We start from the raw sequence: 23978 nt of genomic DNA, 5'->3' as shown, positions 1-23978 counted from the left end.
GGGGCCGGGCCAAGGCGGGTGGCGGCCCGCCTTCGGCCCCGTGGCCTAGACCGGCGCCCCGCGGTAGGTGCCGAACGACCAGAGGTTGCCCTCCGGGTCGCGCGCGGCGAAGTCGTACGAGCCGTAGTCGGTCCGGAAGGGCGGCTTGACGATCTCGGCGCCGGCCTTGACCGCCCGCTCGTGCAGGGCGTCGATGTCGTCGGCGACCACGTAGCAGCCGAACGAGCCGGGCCGCAGCCGCCAGACGCCGTCCTGCTTGACGGAGCCGAGCATGATGCCGCCGCCCAGCGGCCAGGCCAGCTCGGCGTGGGCCACGAAGTCGCCCTCGCCCATGACGGCGGTCTCGGTGAAGCCGAACGCGTCGACGAGGAAGCTGATCAGGGCGCGCGCGTCGGTGGCCGCCAGCGTCGGCCACACCTGAGGTCGAGGTTCAGTCATACGGCTCATCGTGCGCGGCCCACTGCGCCATGGCTTGGACAAAACCGAAGTCGTCCGCGAGCAACCGCGAGGGCGTGCAGCCGGCGAGCGCGCGGAACTCCCGTACGAGATGGGATTGATCGGCGTAACCGCAGGCGGCGGCGAGATCGGCGAGCCGGGCGGTGGGGCGCAGGGCCTGGCGCGCCCGGTCGAAGCGCGCCACCCGGGCCGCCTCCTTGGGGCGCAGGCCGAACTCGGCGCGGAACCGGTCGGTCAGATGACGCCCGCTCCACCCGACCTCCGCGGCGACCGCCGCCACGCTCACGTCTGCGCGGGTCAGGCGTGCCCAGGCGTACGCGAGCGCGGGCGCGACGCCGGGCCCGGTCACGCTCCGCCGCAGCACCCGGTCGACCGCCGCGAACCGCTCCGGCCAGGACCGCGCCGTGCCGATCCGCTCCCTGATCTCGGCGGACGAGGGGAGCACCGCGTCGGCGGGCAGGTCCAGGCACGACAACTCGCCCGCCGGCAGGCCGAGCAGCGCCCGGCACCCCAGCGGCGACAGCGCCACCTGCACGCCCGACTGCCGCCCCGGATGACTGATCAGCGCGGGCCCGAGATGCAGCCCGCCGATCAGCGCGTCGTAGCTGCCCGGCCGCTGCCGCGGATCGGGGTGCGCCTCGACGACCAGCGGATCGTCGATCGTGAAGATCAGGGTCAGGTGCGGCGAGGGCAGCCCCCGGTGCAGCGCCGGGGCGAGCCCGCGCTGACGATAGCCCGTGTAGAACGCGACGTAGGGCCGCAGCCGGGCGGAGGGCCGGCAGCGCGCGTACTCGTCGACGGCGGACACCTCCCGAGCATGACACGATGCGGCCATGCCGAATGCCATTGTGATCGGAGCCGGAGTGGGCGGCCTGTCCGCCGCCGTGGCCCTTCAGAGACGGGGCTGGACGGTCACGGTCGCCGAGCGTGCCCCCGCGCTCGAGAACGTCGGCGCCGGGCTCGCCATCGCCCCGAACGGCCTGCGCGCGCTCGACGTCCTCGGCCTCGGCGACCGGGTGCGCTCGCTCGCCGCGCTGCAGGGCACGGCCGGCATCCAGCGTCCCGACGGCCGGTGGATCTCGCGCACCGACGCGGCCGCCGCCGAGGCCCGCTACGGCCTGCCGACGATCGTCGTGCACCGGGCCGAGCTGATCACCCTGCTCGCGGGCGCGCTCGGCGACGCGGACCTGCGCCTCGGCCTCGCGGTGTCGGACGTCGACCCGGCGACGGGCACGGTGGTCACGCCCGGCGGTCCCCTCACGGGTGATCTCGTGGTCGCGGCCGACGGGCTTCAATCGGCCGTACGCCGGAAGCTGTTCCCCGAGACGCCGGGTCCCGTCTACACGGGCGTGACGAGCTGGCGTTTCGTGGTGCCGCGGCCGCCCGGCGCCCTGGAGATGTCTGAGACGTGGGGCGACGGTGCCGTGGTCGGCGTGGTCAACCTCGGCGACGACCGGGTCTACTGCTACGCGACCGCGCCGTCCCCGCCGGGGGAGCGGGCCGAGGACGAGCGTGCGGAGCTGCTGCGCTGGTTCGGCGGCTGGCACGAGCCGATCCCGTCGCTGATCGCGGCGGCCGGCGAGATCATCCGTACGGACATCCGCTGCCTCGATCGGCGGCCGCCCCGCTTCCACGCGGGCCGCGTGGCCCTGCTCGGCGACGCGGCCCACGCCATGACCCCCAACCTCGGACAGGGCGCCTGCCAGGCCGTCGAGGACGCGGTGGTGCTGGCGGCGCACGCGGGCGACCTGCCCGCGTACACCCGGGAAAGGTCACCCCGGACCGCGACCATCGCGGCGGCCTCGCGCCGCATCGGCCGGATGGCGGCGCTGCGGGGCCCGGCCGCCGCGCTGCGCAACGCGGGGATGGCGCTGGCCGGACGGCTCGGCCCCAACCTGGTGCTGCGCCAGATGGACCCGGTCTTCAGCTGGCGGCCGCCCGCTTGACGTTGCGCACCGGCCGATTTACATTACCAATCGGTTATGAACACGATGAGCCTGGACGCCACCTTCGCCGCGCTGGCCGACCCCACGCGGCGCGCCATCCTGGCCAGGCTGGCCCAGGGCGAGGCGACGGTCACGCAGCTGGCCGAGCCGTTCGCCATGACCCAGCCGGCCATCACCAAACACCTCAAAGTGCTCGAACGGGCCGGCCTGGTCACCCGCGACCCGGGCAGCCGCCGGGCGCCGTGCCGGCTGGCCGCGCAGCCCCTCAAGACGGCGGTCGACTGGCTGGCCGACTACCGCGACTACTGGGAGGAGTCGTACCAGCGCCTCGACGAGGTCCTCGCCTCCTTCGACGAGGACCACCCGTGACCGGCCTGCACGTCGCGACGCCCGGCGACCGCGACATCGTGCTGACCCGCCGGTTCGCGGCCCCGCCCGGCCGGGTCTTCGCCGCCTGGACCCGCCCCGAGCTGCTGGTCCGCTGGTACGGCGCGCGCGGCTGGCACCTGATCGAATGCGAGGTCGACCTGCGCCCCGGCGGCGCGTGGAAGTTCGTCAGCGAGGGACCGGACGGCGCCCGGATGACCCAGCGCGGCGTCTACCGCGTCGTCGACCCGCCGCACCGCCTGCTCTGCACCGAGCGCTTCGACGACCAGTCCTACCCCGGCGACACCCTGATCAGCCACGACTTCCGCGCCCACGGCGCCGGCACCGAACTGGTGACCACCATCCGCTACGCCACACCGGAAGCCCGCGACCGCGTGCTCAGCTATCCCATGGCCCGCGGCGCCGGCGAAGGATACGAACGCCTCGACCGCCTGCTCCTGCGGAGGACAACAATGAACTGGACCCTCGAAGTCGTCGTCGTGCCCGTCACCGACCTGGACCGCGCCAAGGAGTTCTACGCCGACCGGCTCGGCTTCCACGTCGACCACGACACCAGCCTCGGCGACGACGTCCGCATCATCCAGCTGACCCCGCCCGGCTCCGGCTGCTCGGTGGTCATCGGCAAGGGCGCCGTGCCCGCCATGCCGCCCGGCTCGCTGAAAGGCCTCCAGCTGGTCGTCCCCGACATCCACAAGGCACACGCCGAACTCACCGAACGCGGCGTCGAGTGCAGCGAGGTCCAGATCCTGGGCGAGAACCCGCGCCCCGTACCCCACCCCCTCGACAACGTGGGTTTCGTCTTCTTCACCGACCCGGACGGCAACGCCTGGTCGGTCCAGCAGATCTCCAGCCGCGCCTAGCCAGCGGCTCCTTGGCGAGCTCGAGCTCCCGGTGGCTGTCGGGCACGTCGTTCAGTCTACGGACGTCGATGGCTCGTTCTAGGATCGCCGGGTGGGCAAGCGGCTTCGGTGGGGACTGCTGGGCGGGGTTGCCGTCGTGCTGCTCGCCGTCGGTGTCCTGGTCCTGGCGTATCCGTCGGTGGCGGCCGCGGCCTGTCCCGGCTGCTACGGGATGACGCGCGTGGGCGAGGGCGTCTACGGCGAGCGGGGGCTCACCGGCGCGCAGCGGGAGCGGCTTGCCGGGCTCGCGGGGGACGCGCGCCGGCGGATCGAGGCGTTCTACGGCGGGCGGCAGTCGGCGCCGCGGGTCATCGCCTGCTTCACCGACGAGTGCTACCGGCGGATCGGGGGCGGCGGCGAGAAGGGCGTCGCCGTGCTGAACCGGGCCGTCCTGCTGTCGCCGCGCGGGGCCGACGCGGTGATCGCCTCGCATGAGATGGCGCATGTGGAGCTGCATCGGCGGCTCGACGGGGACGTGCCGCAGTGGTTCGACGAAGGGCTCGCCGTGGTGGTCTCCGCGGACCCGCGCTACCTCGGCGAGCACTGCCGTGTCCCGTTCGAGGGGGCGTTGCCCGAGACGTTGCCGGCATGGCTCAGCGCCGCGAGCGCCGACGAGCAGGTCTACTCCAGGGCCGCGTGCCGGGTGCAGCGGTGGCTGGACGCCAACGGCGGGCGGCAGGCCGTGCTGACGCTGATCGACCAGCTCAACGACGGGGCGGCCTTCCCAGCCACGATCTGAGCCCGCCGGCCGGCCCGGGGTGGGCGAGCCGGCCGCGGGCGGGGGAGTCAGTCGGCGAGGGCCTTGGCGAGGTCGTCGCGGAAGGCGCGCTCGTTGTCGGTGACGGTCTCGCCGCCGATGCCGAGGACGCCGCCGGTGGAGGCGGCGCCGACCACGCTCTCGGCGATCTCGACGAGCCAGTGCTTGTAGGTCTCGGCGTCGGCCTGGTCGGCCTTGGCGGTGAGCAGGGCGTTCGCCTCGGCGGCGCGGCCCAGCACGTCCTCGGCGTAGGCGATGGGGTCGCCGGGCTCGATGACCGGGGGCTCCTCGCCGAGGTCCGGGTCGCCGACCCGCGAGACGATCGCGCCGGCCACCGCGGCCACGAGCGGGCTGGCCGAGGCGCGCGCGTCCGAGATGACGTCGAGCCCGGCGGCGCTCTCCTGCCGCGTCTTGCGCGTGCTGTCCGGCGACGCGGCGCTCGCCGCGGTGAGCACCGACTGCGGCAGGCCGACCAGCAGCCCCCATTCGGGGTCGGTGAAGCCCAGCATCGAGTACAGCGGCTCGTCACTCACAGGTGCATTCCTCACGTGCGGCGGTCAGTGGCAGATGCTCTTATACCCCACTTGCGGGGGCGCGACGCGAGGAGACCCGGCCTCAGGTGATGTTCGAGTGGGCGGTGCAGACGTAGACGCGTTCCCCGACGGTGAAGTGGGGCGGCACCTGGGCGTCCGGGTAGTGGTCACCGTCGGTCAGGTCCTTGATGACCGAGTGCAACGGGAGTGCCTCCGGCTGGTCGGCGTCCGCCTGGCCGGTGTCGCGGTAGCGCACTATGTCGCGGGAGCGCACGAAGGAGATCATCGGCGGCGTCTCCTCGCGGACCAGCTTGATCACGGCGTTGTCCGAGACGTGCCGGGTGGTGACGAGCATGTCGTTGCGGCGGGGGCCGGGCGGCTCGGCCGGCTGTCTCAAGTGGTCGAGCAGGTCCTCGCCACGCGGGGTCAGCCGCCAGGACAGACCTCGGGCGCCTCGTTCGGCGAACACGTAGCCTTCGGCCCGCAGGGCCGCTCCGATCTTGCTGAGCTGTCCTTCGTCCATCGGTTTCGAGGACGGGCGGGACGCCGACGTGACCGGGCCGGTGTTGTTGATCAGGGCGCAGATGGTGCGGCTGTTGATGCCCGGCTGGGCCGCCACGATGTGGAGGAACTGCTCCCGCGCCGTGCCGCGGGCCTGCACGGCCGCGGCGGCCGGCGACACCCGGTCGAGCGCCGACCGGACGTAGTTGGCGGTGAGGCGGCTCCAGTCCTCGCAGGACTGCAGCCGGGCCGTCTCGGGGCCGGGACCGGACCGCCGCTTGTGCACGACGGCCGCGTGCACCTCGCGGACGACGCCGTCGAGCGCGGTGAGCGCGGACTTGTCGCGAGCGATGACCGCGTCGACGAGGATCAGCGCGGCCTCGGCGAACCAGTCGCGGTCGAGATCGCTGAGCGAATCGGTGCCGTCGTGGGCGTCCAGCACGTCTCTGAGCTGGGCGACCTCTTGCTCGAGGGGGGATCGGCGCGTCGTCGCGCGGGGGACGGTGGTCATCTCACGGAGCAGCTGCGCCGTCGGCCCGGGGCCCCAGATCTCTGCACTCATCTCGCACCTCCTGCCTTCAATGTCGAGCCTTATCAAGTCGATGTCAAGTAACCGAACGGACTGTCCGGAAGCTGACCGCGCGTACGGTTCCTTCTGTTCGATACGGCTTGCAGCATAACGAGTATTGGCAAAAGCGTTTTGCGATCTTAAGCCGGGTGAATTGTCATGTCGGATTTGTCGATCACGGCTGTCTCCGAAGATCTCGATCCCGCGGAGATCTTCGCGAAATTGTTCCGCCACTATTCGCGCAACCTCGGCCGGATGGGGCGCCTGGACATGTCCGAGTGGCGGGGGAGCGACGAGGTCGAGGGCGCCACGCAGCGGCTCGCCGCCTCGATACGCGACTCCGGCGTCGTGACCGTGCCGCAGTTCGCCGATGCCATGAGCCATCCGCGGAAGGCTTTCATCCTGCTCAGGGCGATCGACTGGGCCTTGCACAGCATCGACCCGCACGGCGGCGCGCACGGGCACGGCCGGCTCGGCCGCTACCGCCGGGCCTTCCGCCGCTCGGGGTTCTATTACGGCGACGAATCATGGGGATACGTGCTGCCGCGCCGTACGTATCCGACCAGGCCGCAGCCCGTGCCGGACGATCTTTCCGGATATCTGGAAGCGCTGATGTGGGTCGAGCGAATGCCCGATCACATTCATTTCCGGGTCGCCGGCCCGGAGCTCGACTTCGCCCAGGAGATCCGCGACGCGGCGATCGGCGGAGAAGAGATCACGGTGGGCTGCGTTCCCTTCATCGATCATCTCGACGAGCTTCGACTTAAGCGCATCGACCGGGCCGACCGGTGGTATTCGATACAGCTGCGCGACGGCTCGCCCCGCCGTGGCCAGAACTGGGATCGGCACTGGAAGGAGCGGTGCCGGCTGGTCCTCGCCAACCTGGACCGGTCCGGCGCGCACATCGGCCTTCTCCCCGAGCTGGCGCTCACCGACGATCTGCTCGCCGGGTGGCGGGAACTGCTGCACGCGCACCGGCGGCCGCCGGAGAGCCGGCTGCAGTGGCTCCTGGTCGGCACCGGCCCGCTCACCGGCGGCTCCGCCCAGGACCCGCCGCCGAACCGCGCGGTGCTGCTGCATCGCGACAGCGGCGAGGAGGTCTGGTATCAGGACAAATGCGAGCCGTTCACGCTGACGCAGCGGCAGATCGAGGACTGGCAGCTGGCCGGGCTCGAGCCGGGGCCGCGGGCCGAATGGAAGCGGGACACGCGCGACCGGCACGTGGTGGACGCGTGGGCCGGGCGGTTCGCCGTTCTGATCTGCGAGGACCTGGGCCGGGTCGTCTCGATCGGCGCCGATCTGTCGACGGTCGGGCCGACCCACCTGTTCGTCCCCGTCTTCGCGCCGCCCGTGGCCCGCCACCGCTGGCAGGAGCAGGCGGCCGTGCAGTTCGCTCACGCCGTGGGCTCGGTCAGCATCGTGGCGAACAGCCAAGCGGTGAAGTGGCTGAACGGGGGAGCGCCGTCCGGGCCGGAAGAGGTGGGCACCGCACTGGTGATGAAGCCGTTGAGCCGGGGGCCCGGCGAGACGTGGGCGGTCACCACGGAAATCAAGCACACGTCGGGTGACGCCGCCGGGGTCGCCTCGTTCGCCGTCCCCCGCGGGTGTGGCGGCCCCGCGGGTGAGGAGGAGGCCCGGCGCTGGTGAGACGCGTGGGGCTCGCGGGCCCGGACGCCGGTGGCCGGCTCCCCCGATCCGGGTGCCGGCGTCCGGGCCGGTCTCAGGCGGCCACGGGCTGCGGCTCGGGGGCGGGGACCACGGTGCCGGCGATCAGCTCGGCGGCGGCCTGGCCGCAGGCTCGGGTGGCGCCGTAGGTGGCGATGTGGACGGCGCCGAGCACCGTCACGGGCAGGCCCATCTCGACGACGATCGTGTCGGGGCGGGTGGCGAGGACCTCGGTCAGCGCCTCGGCCTGCCAGGGGTGGCGGTGCAGGTCGCGGACCACCAGCACGAGCGGGCGGTCGCCGGCGGCCTCCAGGACGGCGGCGGGGGTGGCCTCGCCCTCGGTGAGGCGGACGGTCTCGGTGCCGGGCAGCAGCTCGCCGAGGGGCGTGCTCAGGCCCCACGGCGTCTCCGGGCCGATGGCGATGTTGCGCGGCGGGGCGAACTCCACCACGTACGCCGGGCCGGTGATCGGCAGGGCGGTGGCGCCCTCGGCGACGGTGACCCGGGCGGCGCGGCGTGCCGCCTCGAAGCCGACCTGGGAGCCGGCGGCGAGCACGGCCACCTCGGGCTCGGCGGACGCGTCGGCGATGGCCCGCGCGCCGGTCAGGGTCTGGGTGTGGGTGGTCCACGCGCCGAGCCGGCGGACCCGGGCCGCGGCGTCGCGCAGCCGCTCCTCGGGCAGCTGGCCGGAACGTACGGCGTCGACGATGGCATCCCGCAGCTCGGTGGCGGTCCGCTCGTCGGCGTGCTCGCCGCCGACGCAGATCGCGTCCACGCCGGCCGCGAGGGCGCGCACGGCGGCGCCGGCCAGGCCGTACTTGCCGCTCACCCCGCGCATCTCGATGGCGTCGGTGACGATCAGGCCGCCGAAGCCGAGCTCCTCGCGGAGCAGGCCGGTGATGATGCGGCGGCTGAGCGTCGCGGGGATCTCCGGGTCGTACGCGGGCACGAGCAGGTGCCCGGTCATCACGACCTGGATGCCGGCCTCGACGGCGGCCCGAAAGGGCACGAGCTCGCACTCGGCCAGCTGCTGCCGGTCGCGGTCGATGAGCGGCAGGGCGAGGTGGGAGTCGACGCTGGTGTCGCCGTGGCCGGGGAAGTGCTTGGCGCACGCGGCGACGCCGGCCGCTTGAAGGCCGCGGACGAAGGCGGCCGAGTGGCGGGCGACCAGCTGCGGCTCGGCGCCGAACGCGCGCACGCCGATCACCGGGTTGCCGGGGTTGCTGTTGACGTCGGCGTCGGGCGCGTAGTCGAGGGTGATGCCGGCGTTGGCCAGGTCGTTGCCGAGGTCGCGGGCGACCGCCTCGGTCAGCGCCGGGTCGTCGATGGCGCCGAGCGCCAGGTTGCCGGGTCGGGAGCTGCCCAGCCGCGACTCGAAGCGGGTGACGTCGCCGGCCTCCTCGTCGATGGCCACCAGCACGTCGGGCCGCTCGGCGCGCAGCTGCGCGGTGAGGGCCGCGACCTGGGCGGGCGACTCGACGTTGCGGGCGAAGAGCGCCACGCCGCCGAGGCCCTCGCCCAGCCAGCGCCGCACCCAGTCGGGCGCGCTGATGCCGACGAACCCCGGCTGGAGCACCGTCGCGGCTAGCTCCGGCAATTCGCCAAATTCCGGCATTTGTCCCCCGTTGTTCCGGTGACCTGGTCCCATGCGGGTCCCATAGTCACATCGGAGCACGATTTAGTCAACAAACCTTCCTATTAGTTGCCGGTCGTTAAGCTGGCGGCCGTGACTACCCATCCCCTCGCCGCCTCGGGCGTCGACTGGTCCGAGGTGCACGCCGTCCGCCTGCTCGGGGTCGCCCTGGCCGCGCTGCTCCTGCTGTGGGCGATCCGCCGCATGTTCGGCGGCAAGAAATAGCCGCATGTTCGGCGGCATGATTTAGGGGTACCCATCCGACCGCCCCACCCGCCGCCCTTGACCGGACTGAAGGCAGAGCTGGATATGCGCATCGGATACTTCCTGTCCTGCGAGGAATACTCGCCCGCCGAGCTGATCGAGCAGGCCCGCGGCGCCGAGCGCGCCGGCTTCCAGGGCCTGTGGATCTCGGACCACTACCACCCGTGGGTGGACGCCCAGGGACAGAGTGCCTTCGTCTGGTCGATGATCGGCGCGATCAGCCAGGCCGCGCCGAGCCTCGAGATCACCACGGCGGTGACCTGCCCGACCGTACGGGTCCATCCCGCCGTGATCGCTCAGGCCGCCGCCACGAGCGCCGTGCTGACCGGGGGCAAGTTCCGGCTCGGGGTGGGCACCGGCGAGGCGCTCAACGAGCACATCTTCGGCGACGCGTGGCCCGAGCTCGACGTACGCCTGGAGATGCTCGAAGAGTCGATCGAGATCATGCGGGGCCTCTGGCAGGGCGGCAACTACTCCCACCACGGCAAGCACTACACAGTGGAGAACGCGCGCATCTACACGCTGCCCGACAAGCCCGTCGAGATCCACATCTCCGGGTTCGGCCCCAAGGCGGTCGAGACGGCCGGCCGTCTCGGCGACGGCTACGTCAGCGTGATGCCCGACGGCGACCTCGTCGCGCGGTTCCGCAAGGCGGGCGGCGGCGACAAGGTCGTGCAGGGCGGGTTCAAGGGCGCCTTCGCCGCCACCGAGGAGGAGGGCGCGCGCCTCGCGTACGAGAAATGGCCGAACGCGGGCGTGCCCGGCGAGCTGTCCCAGGTGCTGCCGACGCCGAAGCACTTCGAGCAGGCGTCGCAGCTCGTCACCCAGGACATGGTCAAGGAGAGCTTCGTCTGCGGCAACGACCCGCAGGCCCACCGCGAGATGATCGACAAGTACCGCCAGGCGGGTTTCGACGAGGTGTACGTGGCCAACACCGGCCCGCATTACCAGGGACTGCTCGACATGTACGCCAAGGAGATCCTGTAGGCGTTTGCGTTCGCGGGCACCGGGGCACAATGGCCGCTCGATGAAGATCCCCGTCTACGGACCACGTCTGCGCAAGGTCGCCCGCAAGCACTTCGGGTGGTCCTCCCTGCGCCCGGGCCAGTTCAAGCCGATGCGCGCCGTGCTGCGGCGCCGCGACGCCCTGGTCGTGCTGCCCACCGGCGCCGGCAAGTCGGCGATCTACCAGATCCCGGCGGTCCTGCTGCCCGGGCCCACAGTGGTGATCTCGCCGCTGCTGGCCCTGCAGCAGGACCAGATCGCCGCCCTCAACGAGCGCGACGACCCGAAGATCCGCGCGGTGCGGGTCAGCTCGGCCGAGACCCCCGCCCAGCAGCGCGCCGCCATCGCCGCGGTCGCCGCCGGCGAGGCCGAGTTCCTCTTCATCACGCCCGAGCAGCTCAGCGACCCGGAGCGGATGGCCGAGGTGCGCGCGCTCAAGCCCGGCCTGGTCGCCGTCGACGAGGCGCACTGCATCTCGGCGTGGGGCCACGACTTCCGGCCCGAGTTCCTGGCGCTCGGCGACCTGATCAAGGGCATCGGCCGGCCGCCCGTGCTGGCCCTGACCGCGACGGCGTCGCCGCCGGTCCGCGAGGACATCATCGAACGGCTGCACCTCAACAAGCCCGAGGTGCACGTCTCGGGCCTGGACCGGCGCAACCTGTTCCTCGAGGCCGCCTACTGTCCCGACGAGGACTACCGCTGGCGCAGGCTCACGTCGCTGCTCGACGCGGCCGAGCGCCCCGGCATCATCTACGTCCCGACGCGGCGCTCCGCCGAGGAGCTCGCCGCCCGCCTCACGGACGCCGGATACCCCGCCGAGTTCTATCACGGTGGCATGGCCGCGGGCGCCCGCGAGCAGAAGCACGAGGACTTCACCGACGACAAGGTCGACATCATGGTCGCCACGTCGGCGTTCGGCATGGGCATCGACAAGCCCAACATCCGCTGGGTCGCGCACATGGCCCTGCCCGACTCGCCGGACAGCTACTTCCAGGAGATCGGCCGCGCGGGCCGCGACGACGAGCCGGCGCAGGCCCTGCTCCTGTGGCGCGCCGAGGACGAGGCGATCCAGCGCTTCTTCACCGGCGGCGCCCCCGACGAGGTCGAGCTCCGCGAGCTGGCCGCGGCCGTCCGGTCCGGCCCGGCCACGAAGGCCGAGCTCAAGGAGAAGACCGGCCTGGGCCCGCGCAAGCTCTCCGCCTACCTGGCCCTGCTCGAAGAGGTGGGCGCGGTCGTGAGCGGCCGCGGCAACCGGGTCACCGTGCCCGTCTTCGCCCCGCTGCCGGCCGCCGCCGCGTCGGCCGCGGTCAAGGCCCACGAGCGGCAGCAGGTGCTCGACCGGTCGCGCACGGACATGATGCGCGGCTTCGCCGAGACCCGGGCATGCCGTACGCAGACCCTGCTCGCGTATTTCGGCGAGGAGCTCGCCAAGCCGTGCGGGCACTGCGACAACTGCGCCGAGGGCTCCGCCGAGGAAGTGGAGTCCGCGTCCGGCGACGAGCCGTTCGCCGTGCACAGCAAGGTCCGCCACCCGGAATGGGGCGCCGGCATGGTGATGGGCTACGAGCAGGACCGCGTCACCGTGCTGTTCGACGAGGTCGGCTACAAGACCCTCTCGGTCCCGGTCGTCGTCGAGAACGAGCTGCTCACCGCCCAATAGGCCGAAGCTGCCGGTGAACGGCCGGTTGTCGTTCTGGTGAGGCGCGCCCTTTCCCCGTTGACTGGGAGCACGTCGATGTCAGCGCAGGGCGGCCAGGGCTTCACGGACGTCGTCGGCCTCGGGACCGCCCAGCACGGTGTAGTTGTCCAGCGCCTGGCGCAGGTGCGAGCGGGCCGGTTCGGGGCGGCCCAGGTCGCGCCACGAGCGGCCCAGGCCCAGATGGGCGCGGGCCAGCTGGTCCGGGGCGTCGGCCTCCGCGGCGACGGTCAGGGCGGCCGTGTGCTGGGCGACGGCCTCGGCGGGACGGCCCGCGGCACGGGCGGCCTCGCCGAGGCCGTTCAGCGCGGACGCCTCGCCGTCCCGCTCGCCGATCTCGCGGAACAACTCCAGGGCGGACTCGTGGGAGGAGGTGGCATCGTGCGGACGGCCCAGGCCCGTGTACGCCACGCCGATGCCGTCCAGCGTCCACGCCTCGCCCGACCGGTGGCCGAGCGCGCGGAACAGGTCCAGCGCCCGCAGCTGATGCCGCGCGGCCACGGCGAAGTTGCCCAGCTTCTCCTCGATCTCGCCGAGATTGGTCAGCGCGGCGGCCAGGCCGGTCCGGTCCCCGGTGCGCTCGTGCAGCGCCAGCGCCTCGCGGTGCCACTGCGCCGCGGCCGGATAGTGGCCGAGTCGCGACTCGATCTCGCCGAGGTTGTTCACCGCCCGCGCCTCGCCCACCAGGTCACCGGCGCGCCGGAAGGTCGCCCTCGCCCGCTCGTGGAAGGCGACGGCCTGCGCGTACCGGCCGGACCGCTGCTCCACCGCGCCGAGGTTGCCCAGCGTGCGGCCCATCCCGACGGCGTCGCCGAGCCGCTCGAAAAGCTGCAGCGCGGCGGTCAGGTCGGCGGTCGCCTCCCGGTGCCGGCACAGCCGGCTGTGCACGGTGCCGGAGCCGAGCAGCGCCGAAGCCTCCCCGGCCGGGTCGCCGGCCGCCCGGGCGTCGGCCCGCGCGTGGCCGTGGACGGCGAGCGCCTCCGGATAATGGCCGCCCAGCAGGTAGCGGAACAGCGCCGAGGCCAGCGGCACCGAGCACCGCGGCCCGCCGCGCGCGGCCACGGCCACCAGGCAGGCCCGCTCGGCGTCGAGCCAATCACGGGCGGCGCCGGGATCGGTCAGATCGGGCGCGGGCGTGTCCGGCCGCGCGACGTGCGGGTGCCGGGCGGCCTCCTCGGGGTAGAGCACGTTCGCCGCGGTCACCGCGGTCGCCAGGTAGTGGTCGAGCAGCCGGTGCCACGCCGCGTCCGGGTCGTCGCCGGACTCCGTGACGAGGCCGGCCGCGTACGCCCTCAGCAGGTCATGCATCGCGAAACGGCCCTCGCCGGCCGGAGAGGCCAGATGCGCCCGAGTGAGATCACGAAGCGCGCGCCGGGCCGCCGGCAGGTCGAGACCGGCGAGCGCGGCCGCCGCGTACGCGTCGAAGTCCGGACCCGGATGCAGGCCCAGCAGGCGAAACGTCCGCGCCGAGGCGGACGGCAGCGAGCGCAGCGACCACGAGAACACGGCCCCGACCGCCGACCGCTGATCACCGCCCGGGTCGAGCAGCCCGAGCCGCTGCCGCTGGTCGGCCAGCTCGGCGACCAGCTCCGCCAGCGCGCTGCCCGGCCGGCTCGCGGCCAGCTCGGCGGCGACCCGCAACGCCAGCGGCAGCCGCGCACACTGCTCGATCAAGGCCGCGGCCGCCTCCGGCTCGTCGTCGACCCGCGCCCCGATCAGCCGGCGCAGCAGCGCGGTCGCGTCCGCCACCGGCAAAAGATCGAGATCCAGGCGGTACGCGCCCTCGCGCGCGACCAGCCCCGCCAGGCTGTCCCGGCTGGTCACCAGCGTGACGCAGTCCCCGGCGCCGGGCAGCAGCGGGCGCACCTGCTCGACCGAGCCGGCGTTGTCGAGCACCACGAGCATGCGGCGGCGGGCCAGCAGGGTGCGATAGCGCGCGCCCTGCTCGTCCACCTCGAGCGGGATCTCGGCGGGCGGCACCCCGAGCGAGGCAAGCATGCGGGCGAGCGCGTCGCCGGGCTCCACCGGGCGTCCCGGGTCGTAGCCGCGCAGGTCCACATAGAGCTGACCGTCGGGGAAACGCTCCCGGGCGCGGTGTCCCCACCGTACGGCCAAAGCGGTCTTGCCCACCCCCGCGGTGCCCGCCACCGCGCAGATGATCGCCGTGACGCCGCCGGTGGTCAGCATGTCGTCGAGCCGGGCCAGCTCCGCGGCGCGCCCGGTGAAGCCCGCGACATCGGCCGGAAGCTGCGCCGGAACCGGCGGCGCGGCGCTCCCCGCCGCGGCGGTCGCCGTTGCGCTCGCTTCGCCTGCCGCTTCGGTTGCCGCGTTCGCTCCGGTTGCCGCGCTCGCTCCGGTTGCCGCGCTCGCTGCGCTTGCCGCGCTCGCTGCGCTTGCCGCCAGGAGGAACGTCTCCCGCTGCGCCCCCTGCAAGGAGAACGCGTCGGCGAGCAACCGCACCGAGGCGGCCCGCGGCGCCCGCCGCCGATCCGCCTCCATCTCGCGGATCGTGCGCACGCTGACCCCGGTGCGCGCGGCCAGCTCCTCCTGGGTCAGGCCGAGACGCCGCCGGTGCTCGCCGACCAGCCGCCCGAACATGTCGCCAGTGTGCCAGCATGTTCCCCATGCGTGCTTCCCTGACCACGCAGAGACTGCGGCTCCACCACTTCACCATGGACGACGCCGAGGAACTGCACGGCCTGTTCGCCGACCCGCTGACCCACACCATCGGCTCGGGCCCGTTCACCGACCCGTCCCAGACCGAGCAGTGGATCCGCAACCGCACCCGCGCTCAGCAGGAGCACGGCCTGTGCTGGTACGCCCTGCGCGACGCCGACACGGGCACCTTGATCGGCAACTGCGGCATGCTGACGGGACGCACCGGCCACGCCGAACCGGAGCTCGGCTACCTGATCGGCAAGTCACACCGGGGCCGCGGCTACGCCGCCGAGGCCGCGAGCGCAGTGCTGGCCGAATGCCACTCGGCGGGGCTGCATCGTGTGTGGGCCAGCATCCGTCCCGCGAACGCGGCGTCACGCCGTATCGCTGAGGCTCTCGGCATGCACGTCGACCACGCCGAGCGGGACGAGCGGGGGGAGCTGCTCTTCTACGTCATCGACCTGCGCGCGCGGTGACGGCGGCCGCCCCGCCGGTCTGTGCCGCAGGGCAGAACGAACGTTCTTTCTGCCCTGCGGGGACGTTCCGTCCCGGCGCACGGGTTCACGTGCCGCTCTGCATGGCGAGACAGAACGTTCGTTCTGCCCCACGGGTAGGGCAGACGGAACGTTCTTTCTCCCGGGCTGGGGTGCGAGGGGAGGCGTCTACTCCTGCCGACCGGGTTCGGTGTCCATCAGGTGGACCTCCGTGATGCCCGGGACCGTGCGCGTCAAAGCTCTCACCACCGCCCGGTCCGTCTCGTCCCGGTAGGGGCCTGTCACGGTGGCCACGCCGGCCTTCACCGTGGCCGTCCAGTGTGGGGCGTAGTCGTCCAGCCGGTGCTGGGTCTCGGCGGCCAGGACCTCGTCCGTGCGGACCATGGCTCGGAGGATGTCGCGGCGGCTGACGATGCCTACCACTGTTCCCGCGTCGAGGACCGGGATGCTTCGGACGTCGTGTTTGAGCATTGCGGCGGCTATGTCGGCCACGTCGGCTTCGGGCCATGTGGTCACGGGGTCGGGGGTCATGGCCTCGGCGACCGTGGTGGGGCGGGTGGCCTCGGGCGCGGGTGGGGGCATCAGGTGGGCCGTCGGGTCGGCGGGGACGCGGTGGCGCAGCAGGTCGCCCTCGCTGACCATGCCGGTCAGGTCGCCGGTCGAGGTGATCACGGGGAGGGCGGTCACGCCGTTCGTGGTCAGCAGGGCCACCGCGTCCTCGACGGGGGCGGTGGGGGCGACGGTGAGCACGGGGGTCGTCATCACGTCCTTGGCTCTCATGTCTCCATGGTGTCGCACCGGCGGGCCGGCGGCCCGGGACCAAAGTCCCGGGACGGTCGGGAGATTCGGCCCGGGTGGTCCGGTGATCTCCGGAGGAGGGTGAGTGACGTCAAAGCGATAGAGGAGGAACGATGAACGTCACCGCCACGAGCCGCGTCAACCACCTCGAGAACGTCGAGGCCCCGGGTGCGATGCTCACCACGACCGCCGCCCGCGCCCTTGCCGTCCTGCGTATCTCGACCGGCCTGGTCTTCCTCTGGGCGTTCCTGGACAAGACCTTCGGCTTCGGCTATGCCACCCCGGCGGAGCGGGCCTGGATCAACGGCGGGTCGCCCACCAAGGGCTTCCTGTCCAACGTGGAGGTGGGTCCGCTGCAGGGCTTCTTCGGGGACATCGCCGGCGCGCCGTGGGCGGACTGGGCGTTCATGCTGGGCCTGCTCGGCATCGGCCTAGCGCTGGTCCTCGGCATCGGCCTGCGGATCGCGGCGGGCGCCACGATCGCGATGATGGCGCTGATGTGGGCGGCGGAGTGGCCGCTCGCCCGGGGTGCCGGATCGAGCAACCCGCTGATCGACTACCACGTCATCTACGCGATCGTGACCGTCGTCCTCGCCGTCACCTACGCCGGCCACACCTGGGGCCTGGGCCGCCAGTGGGCGAAGCTTCCGCTGGTCCGCGGGAACCGCTGGCTGATCTGACCCGCGAGCAACAACTGGCAACTCTTTGCCGCCGCCGCACGCCCGACGAAACCATCGCGTAACAGTGATGCGGGTCACCCCGCACCGTCAGCGCGAAGGAGACGAGATGAGAAAGATGCGTGCGGCGACGGCGCTGGCCGGTGCGACGGTGCTGGCCGTCGCGCTGACGGCCTGCGGCGGCGGGGACGACGGGGGCGGCGACGGCGAGGGCAAGACGCTCAACGTTCTGATCGGCGCGAACACGCAGTACCCGGAGGAGTTCCAGGCCTGGCAGAAGGACATCAGCGCGAAGTTCAAGGCGCAGACCGGCGCCGAGGTCAAGTTCGAGACGTTCGCGAGCGCCAACGACGAGCTCACGAAGATCCAGACCTCGGTGGTCGCGGGTTCGGGCCCCGATGTGTACGCGGTGGGCACCACGTTCACGCCGACGGCGTACTCGACCGGTGCCTTTGTGAAGCTGGGCGACGAGCAGTGGCAGAAGATCGGGGGCAAGGACAAGTTCAACCCCGCCACGCTCGGCATCTCCGGACCGGACGAGCAGAACCAGGTCGGGATCCCGTGGGTCAGCCGGCCGTTCGTCATGGCGTACAACACCGATCTGCTCAAAGCCGCCGGCATCGAGAAGCCCGCGACGACGTGGGACGAGCTCACCCAGCAGGCGAAGCAGCTCACGAAGGGCGACCAGTACGGGCTCGCGATCGCGTACAAGGACAACTTCGATCCCTGGAAGTTCGTCTGGGGCATGGCGGCGCAGGCCGGCAACCCGCTGGTGGACGGCAAGACGGCCCGGCTGCAGGACCCGACCGTGCAGAAGGCGTACGAGACCTACTTCGGCTGGCTCGCCAAGGACAAGGTGGTCGACCCGGCCGCCGTCGGCTGGACCAACCCGCAGGCCGTCGCCGCCTTCGCCAAGGGCAAGACCGGCTACTTCATGCTGACCACGACGACCGCGGCGAACTCGCTCAACCAGGGCGCGGTCAAGGGCAAGTGGAAGTTCGCCCTGCTGCCGACCGTGCCGCCCGGCGCGACCAGCCGGCCCGCGAACGGCGTCGAGGCGGCCAGCATCCTCTCCGGCGACAACCTGCTCGTCGCCGACTACTCCAAGAACAAGGACCTGGCGTTCGAGTACGTCAAGCTCGTCACCGACCAGGACGTGCAGCTCGACTACTACAAGAAGTTCGGCAACCTGCCGGCGAACGCGGCCGCCCTCCAGTCGCTGGCGAGCGACCCCACCCTCGGCCCGGTGACCGAGGCGGCGAAGAAGTCGGTGGCCACCCCGTTCACCGGCGCCTGGAGCGACATCCAGCTCGCGCTCACCAACGTGGCGGTCCAGTCGCTGCCCGACCTGGCCAAGGGCTCCATCAGTACGCAGCAGATCGACGCTCGCGTGGCCGACGCGCAGAAGGCCGCCCAGTCGGCGCTCGACAGGGCCAAGTGATGACCACCTTGACCCGGCCCGAGCAGAAGGCGCCGGCGGCCCCTCGCCGCCGCCGGGGTGTGACGCAGCAGCAGCGCCCGCTGTGGCTGCTCACCCCCGGCGGGGTGCTCCTCGTGCTGGTGGTGCTGATCCCGCTGGCGCTCGCGGTCTACCTCTCGCTGCTCGACCTCGACCAGTACACGCTGCGCCGGTGGATCGAGGCGCCCTTCATCGGGCTGGGCAACTACGTCGAGTCGCTCGACTCGGGCCTGCTGCACTCGATCTGGATCAGCGTGTCGTTCTCGGTGCTGTCCACGGCGGTCACGGTGCCGATCGGCATCGCGGCGGCCTTGGTCACCCAGAACGCCTATCGGGGGCGCGGGCTGGTGCGGGCCGCGTTCCTCATCCCGTACGTGTTGCCGTCCTTCGTCGTCGCCTCGGTGTGGCGCACGATGCTCCAGCCGGACGGCGTCGTGAACGCGTGGCTCGCCAAGGCCGGCGTGGACGGCGGGCTCTGGCTGAGCGGCTCGAAGTCGTACTGGACCCTCGTGCTCGTGGAGATCTGGGCGGCCTGGCCGTTCATCTACCTGATGGCGCTGGCGGCGCTGCAATCGGTCGACCACGAGGTGCACGAGGCGTCGGCGGTCGACGGAGCGACGTGGTGGCCCAAGCTGCGCCGGGTGATCCTGCCCTACCTGCGCGGGCCGGTCCTGCTGGCCTGCCTGCTCGCCACGCTCAACCACATCAACAACTTCACGCTGCCGTTCGTGCTCTTCGGCGCTCCGGCGCCGGACGACGTCAACGTGATGCCGATGCTGGTCTACGTCACCAGCTTCCAGGGCCTGCGGTTCGGGCTCAGCGCGGCCATGGCGGTGGTGTCGCTGATCCTCATCGCGATCCCGCTCTACGTCTACCTGCGGGCCGTGCGGCTCGACGTGCACGAGGAAGGGGGCCGCAAGTGAGTGCTTCCGCCGAGGCGACCCGGCTGCTGCCGCGGCCGATGCTGGTCACGCTGACCGTGCTGCTCTGCGCGATGGTGCTGGTGCCGGTCTCCTACATCGTGCTGGCGTCGCTCAACTCCGACGTGGGCGTGGCCTCGGGCGAGTTCTGGCCCAGCTCGTTCAGCCTGGAGAGCTACACCAAGATCTGGACGACGGCCGACCTGTCCACGGGCATCGTGAACAGCCTGATCGTCTGCGCCTGCACCGCGGTGGCCTCCGCGTTGCTGGGCACGACGACGGCGTACGTCCTGGTCCGCTACAGCTTCCTCGGGCGGCTCACGATCCTGCGCGGGCTGGTCGGCCTGCAGAGCATCCCCGGCACGCTGATGCTGCTTCCGGTCTTCGTGCTCTTCTCGTCGGCCGGCAACTACCTGGGACTGACCGTCATCGGCACCCGGTGGGGCCTGTTCGTGGCCTACCTGACCTTCGCGCTGCCGTTCTCGACCTGGGTGATGGTCACCTATCTGCGCGGACTGCCGCGCGAGCTGGAGGAGGCGGCGCGTACGGAGGGAGCGTCCACCCTGGTCATCCTCTGGCGCATCGTCTTCCCGCTGAGCCTGCCGGCGATCGTGGTCTCCGGCATCTTCGCCTTCCTGCTCGGCTGGAACGACGTGCTCTTCGCCTCGGTGCTGACCCGGCCCGAGACGCACACCGCCGCGGTGGCGCTCCAGATCTTCGGGACGTCGCAGGAGGGCGGCGCGCTGCCGGTCTACTCGCAGATGATGGCGGCGGCGCTGATCTGCGCGATGCCGGTGGTACTGCTCTATCTGACCTTCCAGCGCTACCTGGTGGGCGGGCTGACGGCGGGTGGCGTCAAGTGAGGGTGGCGGTGATCGGGCTCGGCACCGTCTCGGTGGTGCACCTCGCCGCGATCGACAAGCTCGACGTCGAGCTCGTGGGCGTGTCCGAGGGGCGCTACCGGGACCATCGCCTGCTGCTCGACGAGCTGCGGCCCGAGGTGGTGCACATCTGCACGCCGCACGACCAGCACGTGCCGGTGGCGATCGACGCGCTGGAGCGCGGGGCGCACGTGCTGCTGGAGAAGCCGGTGGCGCACGTCCTCGGCGAGGCGGATCGCCTGGTGGCCGCGGCCAAGGACCACCCCGCGCTGACCGTGGGGGTGTGCCTGCAGAACCGCTACAACCTGGCGTCGGTGGCCGCGAAGAAGCTGTTGGCGTCGGGGGAGCTGGGCGCGGTCGTCGGCGGGTCGGGAACGGTTCTCTGGCATCGGGACGACGCCTATTACGACGCTCGGCCGTGGCGTGGGCAGCTGCGGCGCAGCGGTGGCGGCGTCTTGATCAACCAGGCGATCCATACGGTGGACCTGTTGCAGTGGCTGCTCGGCGAGGTGGCGGGCTTGTCGTCTTATACCGGGCATTTCGCCTCTCGTGAGGTCGAGGACACGGTTACCGCCGTGCTCGATCACGCCGGCGGGGCGCGCAGCGTCTTCTTCGCGACGGTGGCCAACGCGGTGGACTCGCCGGTGACCATCGAGATCACCACGGAGCGGGCCGTGCTCACCATCCGTGGCGACCTCACGATCCGGCACGCCGATGGCCGCGTCGAGGTGATCACGGAGCGTCGCGCCGACGGCGGCGGGCGCGACTACTGGGGCGCCTCGCACGAGCTGCTGATCGCCGACTTCTACCGGTCGCTGCGCGCCGGCGAACCGTTCCCCATCGATCTGGAGGAGGGGATGACCTCCCTGCGCCTCGTCGACGAGATCTACCGACAGAACACGTGAAAGGGCGGCGCCATGTGGACTCTCTCCGGCTTCTCCGACGAGATCTCTCCCGACTTCACCGAGCAATGTGAGGTGGCGAGCGGGCTCGGCCTCAAATATCTGGAGGTGCGCAGCGCCTGGGACGTCAACATTCTCGACCTGTCGCCCGATCAGCTGGCCACACTGCGAAAGACGCTCTCCTCGTACGGATTGAAGGTGTCCAGCATCGGCTCGCCGATCGGGAAGATCTTCATCGACGAGGAGTTCGAACCGCACCTGGCGCGCATGCGGCACGCGGCCGAGGTCGCCAAGCTGCTCGAAGCGCCGTACATCCGGATCTTCTCGTTCTTCCTGCGGCCCGGCGCCGACCCGGCGGAGCACCGCGAGGCGGTCATCGAGCGGATGCGCGCGCTGGTGCGGGTCGCCGAGGAGGCCGACCTGATCCTGCTGCACGAGAACGAGAAGGAGATCTACGGCGACGTCCCCGCCCGCTGCCTCGACCTGATCCGCTCGGTGGGCTCGCCGTACCTGCGGCTGGCCTGGGATCCGGCGAACTTCGTGCAGGTGGGCGTGCGGCCGTACACCGACGGCTACGCGACGCTGCGGCCCCACGTGGAGTACGTGCAGATCAAGGACGCGCTGTTCGCGGACGGCTCGGTCGTGCCCGCCGGTGAGGGCGACGGCGAGCTGGCCGAGACCGTTCGCGCGCTGCGCCACGACGGCTTCGACGGCTTCTTCTCGCTGGAGCCGCACCTCGCCTCCGGCAACGCCTACGGCGGGTTCTCCGGGCCGGAGCTCTTCCGTACGGCCTGGTCCGCCTTCACCACCCTGCTCCAGAACGAGGAGATCGAGTACGCATGAGCTCTTACCGAGTCGCACTGGCGGGCGCCGGGGTCATCGGGCGCCACCACGCAATGGTCATCAGTCAGCTCGCCTCCGCGCTGGAGCTGGTGGCGGTGGCGGACGTGGTGCCGTCGCGCGCGGCCGCGCTGGCCGCGGAACGGGGTGGGCGGCCCTATGCGTCGCTCGGCGAGGCGCTGGCGGCCGAGGAGGTCGACATCGTGGTCGTCTGCACGCCGACCGGGTTGCACGGCGAAGTGGCGATCGAGGCGCTGGCCGCGGGCAAGCATGTGATCGTCGAGAAGCCGGCGGAGATCACGGTCGCCCGCACCGACGAGATCATTCGTGCTCGGGACAAAGCGGACAAGATGGTTACCGTGATCTCGCAGCATCGGTTCGATCCGTCGACGGTGCGGGTGCTCGACGCCATCAGCTCGGGGCAGTTCGGGCGGGTCAGCTCGGGGATCGCGTCGATCGACTGGTGGCGGGGGCAGAGCTACTACGACTCCGGCGACTGGCGTGGCACGTGGGAGCTCGACGGTGGCGGCGCGCTGATGAACCAGGGCGTGCACACCGTCGACCTGCTGGTGGCGGCGCTCGGCAAGCCGGTCGAGGTGTTCGCGTACACCGGGACGCTCGCCCACGCGCGGATCGAGGTCGAGGACGTGGCCACGGGCGTGGTGCGCTTCGAGTCCGGGGCGCTCGGGGTGCTGCACGCGACGACCTCGGCGTACCCCGGCCTCAGCGCGCGCCTGCAGGTGCACGGCGACCGCGGCTCGGCGGTGATCGACAACGACGAGCTCGCGTTCTTCCACGCGACGCCGGTCGGCGAGCCCATCGAGGAAAGGCTGATGGGTACGACACAGGCATTGTCGGCCGCCGATTCGTCAGTGGCCGCCGACCCGGGCGCCCTGTCGGACGCGCACCGGTTGCAGTATCTCAATTTTCTCGGCGCGCTCGACGGAACCGAACGGCTCGTGGTCGACCTGGAGACCAACCGCCAATCGATCGCCGTCATCACCGGCGCGTACGAGTCGGCGCGCACCGGAAAGCCGGTGAGGCTCGCATGAGCCGGATCGCCGCGAACCCCATTCCCTATTGGGCCACCGCCGGCAAAACGCGCGCCGTCTTCGACGAGGCGTTCGCCGACTTCCGGGACATCGGATTCACCGCGGTCAAGGCGGACGTGCCCGACGACATGACGGCGGCCGCGTACCGTGACTGGATCGGCGGTTACGGACTGGAACCGGCGCTGAGCCTGTTCAACTCTCCGTTCGACGAGACCGTCACGCTGGCCGACGAGGTGGAGAAGGCGAAGCGGTTCGCCGCCACCCAGGCCGAGCTGGGCCTCGACCGTACGATGATCTCGTCGATGGCCCGCCCGGAGCGCCTGGCGCAACCGGCGGTCGGCGCGGGCTTCGACGAGGCGCGGCTGACCCGGGCGATCGACATGTGCGGCGAGGTGTGCCGGGCGCTGGCCGCCGAGGGCCTGCGGCCGCTGCACCACTCCCATGTGGGCGGCGTCTTCGAGACCGAGCACGAGATCACCCGCCTGCTCGACGACCTCGGCCCGGACGTGATCGGCTTCGGCCCGGACACCGGCCACCTGCGCTGGGCGGGCATCGAGCCGGCCGCGTTCCTGCGCCGCTACGCCGACCGGCTGGGCGGCATCCACCTGAAGGACTGCTTCCCCGATCACCTGGACGCGCGGGGCCTGTCCTACCGCGAGGCCACAGCGTCCAAGCGCCTGTGGGCCGAGCCGGGCCTCGGCGTCGTCGACTTCGACGCGGTGCTGGCCGCCATCCCGGCGGACTACGACGGCGACTTCATGATCGAGGTGGACGAGCCGAGCGTGGAGTCGAAGCGGGAGTCGCACCGCATGTCGTACGCCTGGGCGCGGAAGGCCCTCGCGGACCGGGTCACGCCCTGACGCGCTCCGGTGGCCTTTGCCGTGGCTCGGCTCAGTCGCTTGTCGCCGTCGCCGTCGGCTTCTTTTGGTTGCCGGCTTCGGGTGGGCGGTTATCGTCGTCGGCTTCTTTGGGTTGCCGGCTTCGGGT

The 23978-nt window shown here is 71.8% G+C and carries 24 protein-coding genes and 1 pseudogene; 18 read left to right on the top strand and 7 right to left on the bottom strand.

Going from position 1 to position 23978, the window contains the following annotated elements; translation table 11 throughout:
- Positions 1–45 precede the first annotated feature (45 nt).
- The gene (locus tag Ade02nite_RS22205) at positions 46–438 is read right to left on the bottom strand and encodes a VOC family protein (protein ID WP_307871224.1); all 393 of its coding nucleotides are present in this window, start codon (positions 436–438) and stop codon (positions 46–48) included.
- Entirely contained in the window at positions 431–1264 is an 834-nt protein-coding gene (locus Ade02nite_RS22200) for an AraC family transcriptional regulator (RefSeq protein ID WP_239168959.1), read from the bottom strand. The genes Ade02nite_RS22205 and Ade02nite_RS22200 overlap by 8 nt, the downstream gene beginning before the upstream one ends.
- A 25-nt stretch (positions 1265–1289) precedes the next feature.
- On the opposite strand from Ade02nite_RS22200, the gene Ade02nite_RS22195 reads away from it, so the two are divergent.
- The 5 genes and pseudogenes from Ade02nite_RS22195 to Ade02nite_RS22175 all read left to right on the top strand — a co-directional run bounded on the left by Ade02nite_RS22195 (position 1290) and on the right by Ade02nite_RS22175 (position 4427).
- Complete coding sequence (locus Ade02nite_RS22195; RefSeq protein WP_203766776.1) at positions 1290–2402, top strand: FAD-dependent monooxygenase; 1113 nt, start codon at positions 1290–1292, stop codon at positions 2400–2402.
- A gap of 36 nt (positions 2403–2438) precedes the next feature.
- Positions 2439–2771, top strand: coding sequence for an ArsR/SmtB family transcription factor (locus tag Ade02nite_RS22190; RefSeq protein ID WP_203766774.1), 333 nt, complete (start codon positions 2439–2441; stop codon positions 2769–2771).
- Positions 2768–3226, top strand: a pseudogene (locus Ade02nite_RS22185) (SRPBCC family protein); the annotation flags it as partial. The gene Ade02nite_RS22190 and the pseudogene Ade02nite_RS22185, both read left to right, overlap by 4 nt.
- Before the next feature lie 15 nt (positions 3227–3241).
- Positions 3242–3649 (top strand): VOC family protein, encoded by a 408-nt coding sequence (locus Ade02nite_RS22180; RefSeq protein ID WP_203767007.1) that lies wholly within the window; start codon positions 3242–3244, stop codon positions 3647–3649.
- Between the two features lie 91 nt (positions 3650–3740).
- A complete protein-coding gene (locus tag Ade02nite_RS22175; RefSeq protein WP_203766772.1) occupies positions 3741–4427 on the top strand; it encodes a hypothetical protein in 687 nt (228 codons plus the stop codon).
- Between the two features lie 47 nt (positions 4428–4474).
- On the opposite strand, the gene Ade02nite_RS22170 is transcribed toward Ade02nite_RS22175, so the two are convergent.
- Positions 4475–4978 carry a hypothetical protein gene (locus Ade02nite_RS22170; RefSeq protein ID WP_203766770.1) on the bottom strand — a complete coding sequence of 168 codons (504 nt, stop codon included), beginning with the start codon at positions 4976–4978 and terminating at the stop codon, positions 4475–4477.
- A gap of 82 nt (positions 4979–5060) precedes the next feature.
- Positions 5061–6041, bottom strand: coding sequence for a hypothetical protein (locus Ade02nite_RS22165; RefSeq protein WP_203766768.1), 981 nt, complete (start codon positions 6039–6041; stop codon positions 5061–5063).
- 165 nt (positions 6042–6206) lie between these two features.
- On the opposite strand from Ade02nite_RS22165, the gene Ade02nite_RS22160 reads away from it, so the two are divergent.
- Entirely contained in the window at positions 6207–7694 is a 1488-nt protein-coding gene (locus Ade02nite_RS22160; RefSeq protein WP_203766766.1) for a carbon-nitrogen hydrolase family protein, read from the top strand.
- Positions 7695–7767: 73 nt separating this feature from the next.
- Here the strand turns inward: Ade02nite_RS22160 and Ade02nite_RS22155 are convergent, their stop codons facing one another.
- A complete protein-coding gene (locus Ade02nite_RS22155; RefSeq protein WP_203766764.1) occupies positions 7768–9327 on the bottom strand; it encodes a glycoside hydrolase family 3 protein in 1560 nt (519 codons plus the stop codon).
- Between the two features lie 111 nt (positions 9328–9438).
- On the opposite strand from Ade02nite_RS22155, the gene Ade02nite_RS50340 reads away from it, so the two are divergent.
- From Ade02nite_RS50340 to Ade02nite_RS22145, 3 genes are all read left to right on the top strand, one after another.
- Entirely contained in the window at positions 9439–9570 is a 132-nt protein-coding gene (locus Ade02nite_RS50340; protein WP_275409936.1) for a hypothetical protein, read from the top strand.
- A gap of 84 nt (positions 9571–9654) precedes the next feature.
- Complete coding sequence (locus Ade02nite_RS22150; protein ID WP_203766762.1) at positions 9655–10596, top strand: TIGR03557 family F420-dependent LLM class oxidoreductase; 942 nt, start codon at positions 9655–9657, stop codon at positions 10594–10596.
- Positions 10597–10636: 40 nt separating this feature from the next.
- Positions 10637–12274: a RecQ family ATP-dependent DNA helicase gene (locus Ade02nite_RS22145; protein WP_203766756.1), complete on the top strand. Its 1638-nt coding sequence runs from the start codon at positions 10637–10639 to the stop codon at positions 12272–12274.
- Positions 12275–12352: 78 nt separating this feature from the next.
- Here the strand turns inward: Ade02nite_RS22145 and Ade02nite_RS22140 are convergent, their stop codons facing one another.
- Complete coding sequence (locus Ade02nite_RS22140; protein WP_203766749.1) at positions 12353–14908, bottom strand: ATP-binding protein; 2556 nt, start codon at positions 14906–14908, stop codon at positions 12353–12355.
- Between the two features lie 26 nt (positions 14909–14934).
- Between Ade02nite_RS22140 and Ade02nite_RS22135 the strand changes: the two genes are divergently transcribed.
- Entirely contained in the window at positions 14935–15444 is a 510-nt protein-coding gene (locus Ade02nite_RS22135; protein WP_203766747.1) for a GNAT family N-acetyltransferase, read from the top strand.
- A 186-nt stretch (positions 15445–15630) separates the two neighbouring features.
- Here Ade02nite_RS22135 and Ade02nite_RS22130 read toward each other — a convergent pair whose 3' ends face one another.
- A complete protein-coding gene (locus tag Ade02nite_RS22130) occupies positions 15631–16242 on the bottom strand; it encodes a CBS domain-containing protein (RefSeq protein WP_203766745.1) in 612 nt (203 codons plus the stop codon).
- Between the two features lie 131 nt (positions 16243–16373).
- On the opposite strand from Ade02nite_RS22130, the gene Ade02nite_RS22125 reads away from it, so the two are divergent.
- The 8 genes from Ade02nite_RS22125 (at position 16374) to Ade02nite_RS22090 (ending at position 23851) form a co-directional block, all read left to right on the top strand.
- Positions 16374–16940: a DoxX family membrane protein gene (locus Ade02nite_RS22125; RefSeq protein ID WP_203766736.1), complete on the top strand. Its 567-nt coding sequence runs from the start codon at positions 16374–16376 to the stop codon at positions 16938–16940.
- Positions 16941–17046: 106 nt separating this feature from the next.
- Entirely contained in the window at positions 17047–18378 is a 1332-nt protein-coding gene (locus Ade02nite_RS22120; protein WP_203766734.1) for an ABC transporter substrate-binding protein, read from the top strand.
- On the top strand, positions 18378–19319 hold the full coding sequence (locus Ade02nite_RS22115; protein WP_203766726.1) for a carbohydrate ABC transporter permease: 942 nt from the start codon (positions 18378–18380) through the stop codon (positions 19317–19319). The genes Ade02nite_RS22120 and Ade02nite_RS22115 overlap by 1 nt, the downstream gene beginning before the upstream one ends.
- On the top strand, positions 19316–20179 hold the full coding sequence (locus tag Ade02nite_RS22110; RefSeq protein WP_203766724.1) for a carbohydrate ABC transporter permease: 864 nt from the start codon (positions 19316–19318) through the stop codon (positions 20177–20179). Before Ade02nite_RS22115 ends, Ade02nite_RS22110 begins: the two co-directional genes overlap by 4 nt.
- Positions 20176–21102, top strand: a complete 927-nt coding sequence (locus Ade02nite_RS22105; protein ID WP_239168958.1) for a Gfo/Idh/MocA family protein — start codon at positions 20176–20178, stop codon at positions 21100–21102. Before Ade02nite_RS22110 ends, Ade02nite_RS22105 begins: the two co-directional genes overlap by 4 nt.
- A gap of 12 nt (positions 21103–21114) precedes the next feature.
- Positions 21115–21942: a sugar phosphate isomerase/epimerase family protein gene (locus Ade02nite_RS22100; protein WP_203766722.1), complete on the top strand. Its 828-nt coding sequence runs from the start codon at positions 21115–21117 to the stop codon at positions 21940–21942.
- Positions 21939–22991: a Gfo/Idh/MocA family protein gene (locus tag Ade02nite_RS22095; RefSeq protein ID WP_203766720.1), complete on the top strand. Its 1053-nt coding sequence runs from the start codon at positions 21939–21941 to the stop codon at positions 22989–22991. The genes Ade02nite_RS22100 and Ade02nite_RS22095 overlap by 4 nt, the downstream gene beginning before the upstream one ends.
- Positions 22988–23851 carry a sugar phosphate isomerase/epimerase family protein gene (locus tag Ade02nite_RS22090; protein WP_203766717.1) on the top strand — a complete coding sequence of 288 codons (864 nt, stop codon included), beginning with the start codon at positions 22988–22990 and terminating at the stop codon, positions 23849–23851. Before Ade02nite_RS22095 ends, Ade02nite_RS22090 begins: the two co-directional genes overlap by 4 nt.
- The last annotated feature ends 127 nt before the right edge of the window (positions 23852–23978 follow it).

Source organism: Paractinoplanes deccanensis (genome assembly GCF_016862115.1).
GTDB classification, from domain to species: Bacteria; Actinomycetota; Actinomycetes; order Mycobacteriales; family Micromonosporaceae; genus Actinoplanes; species Actinoplanes deccanensis.
The sequence above is the reverse complement of the archived record's forward strand: the minus strand, read 5'-3'. Positions and strand labels throughout refer to the sequence as shown.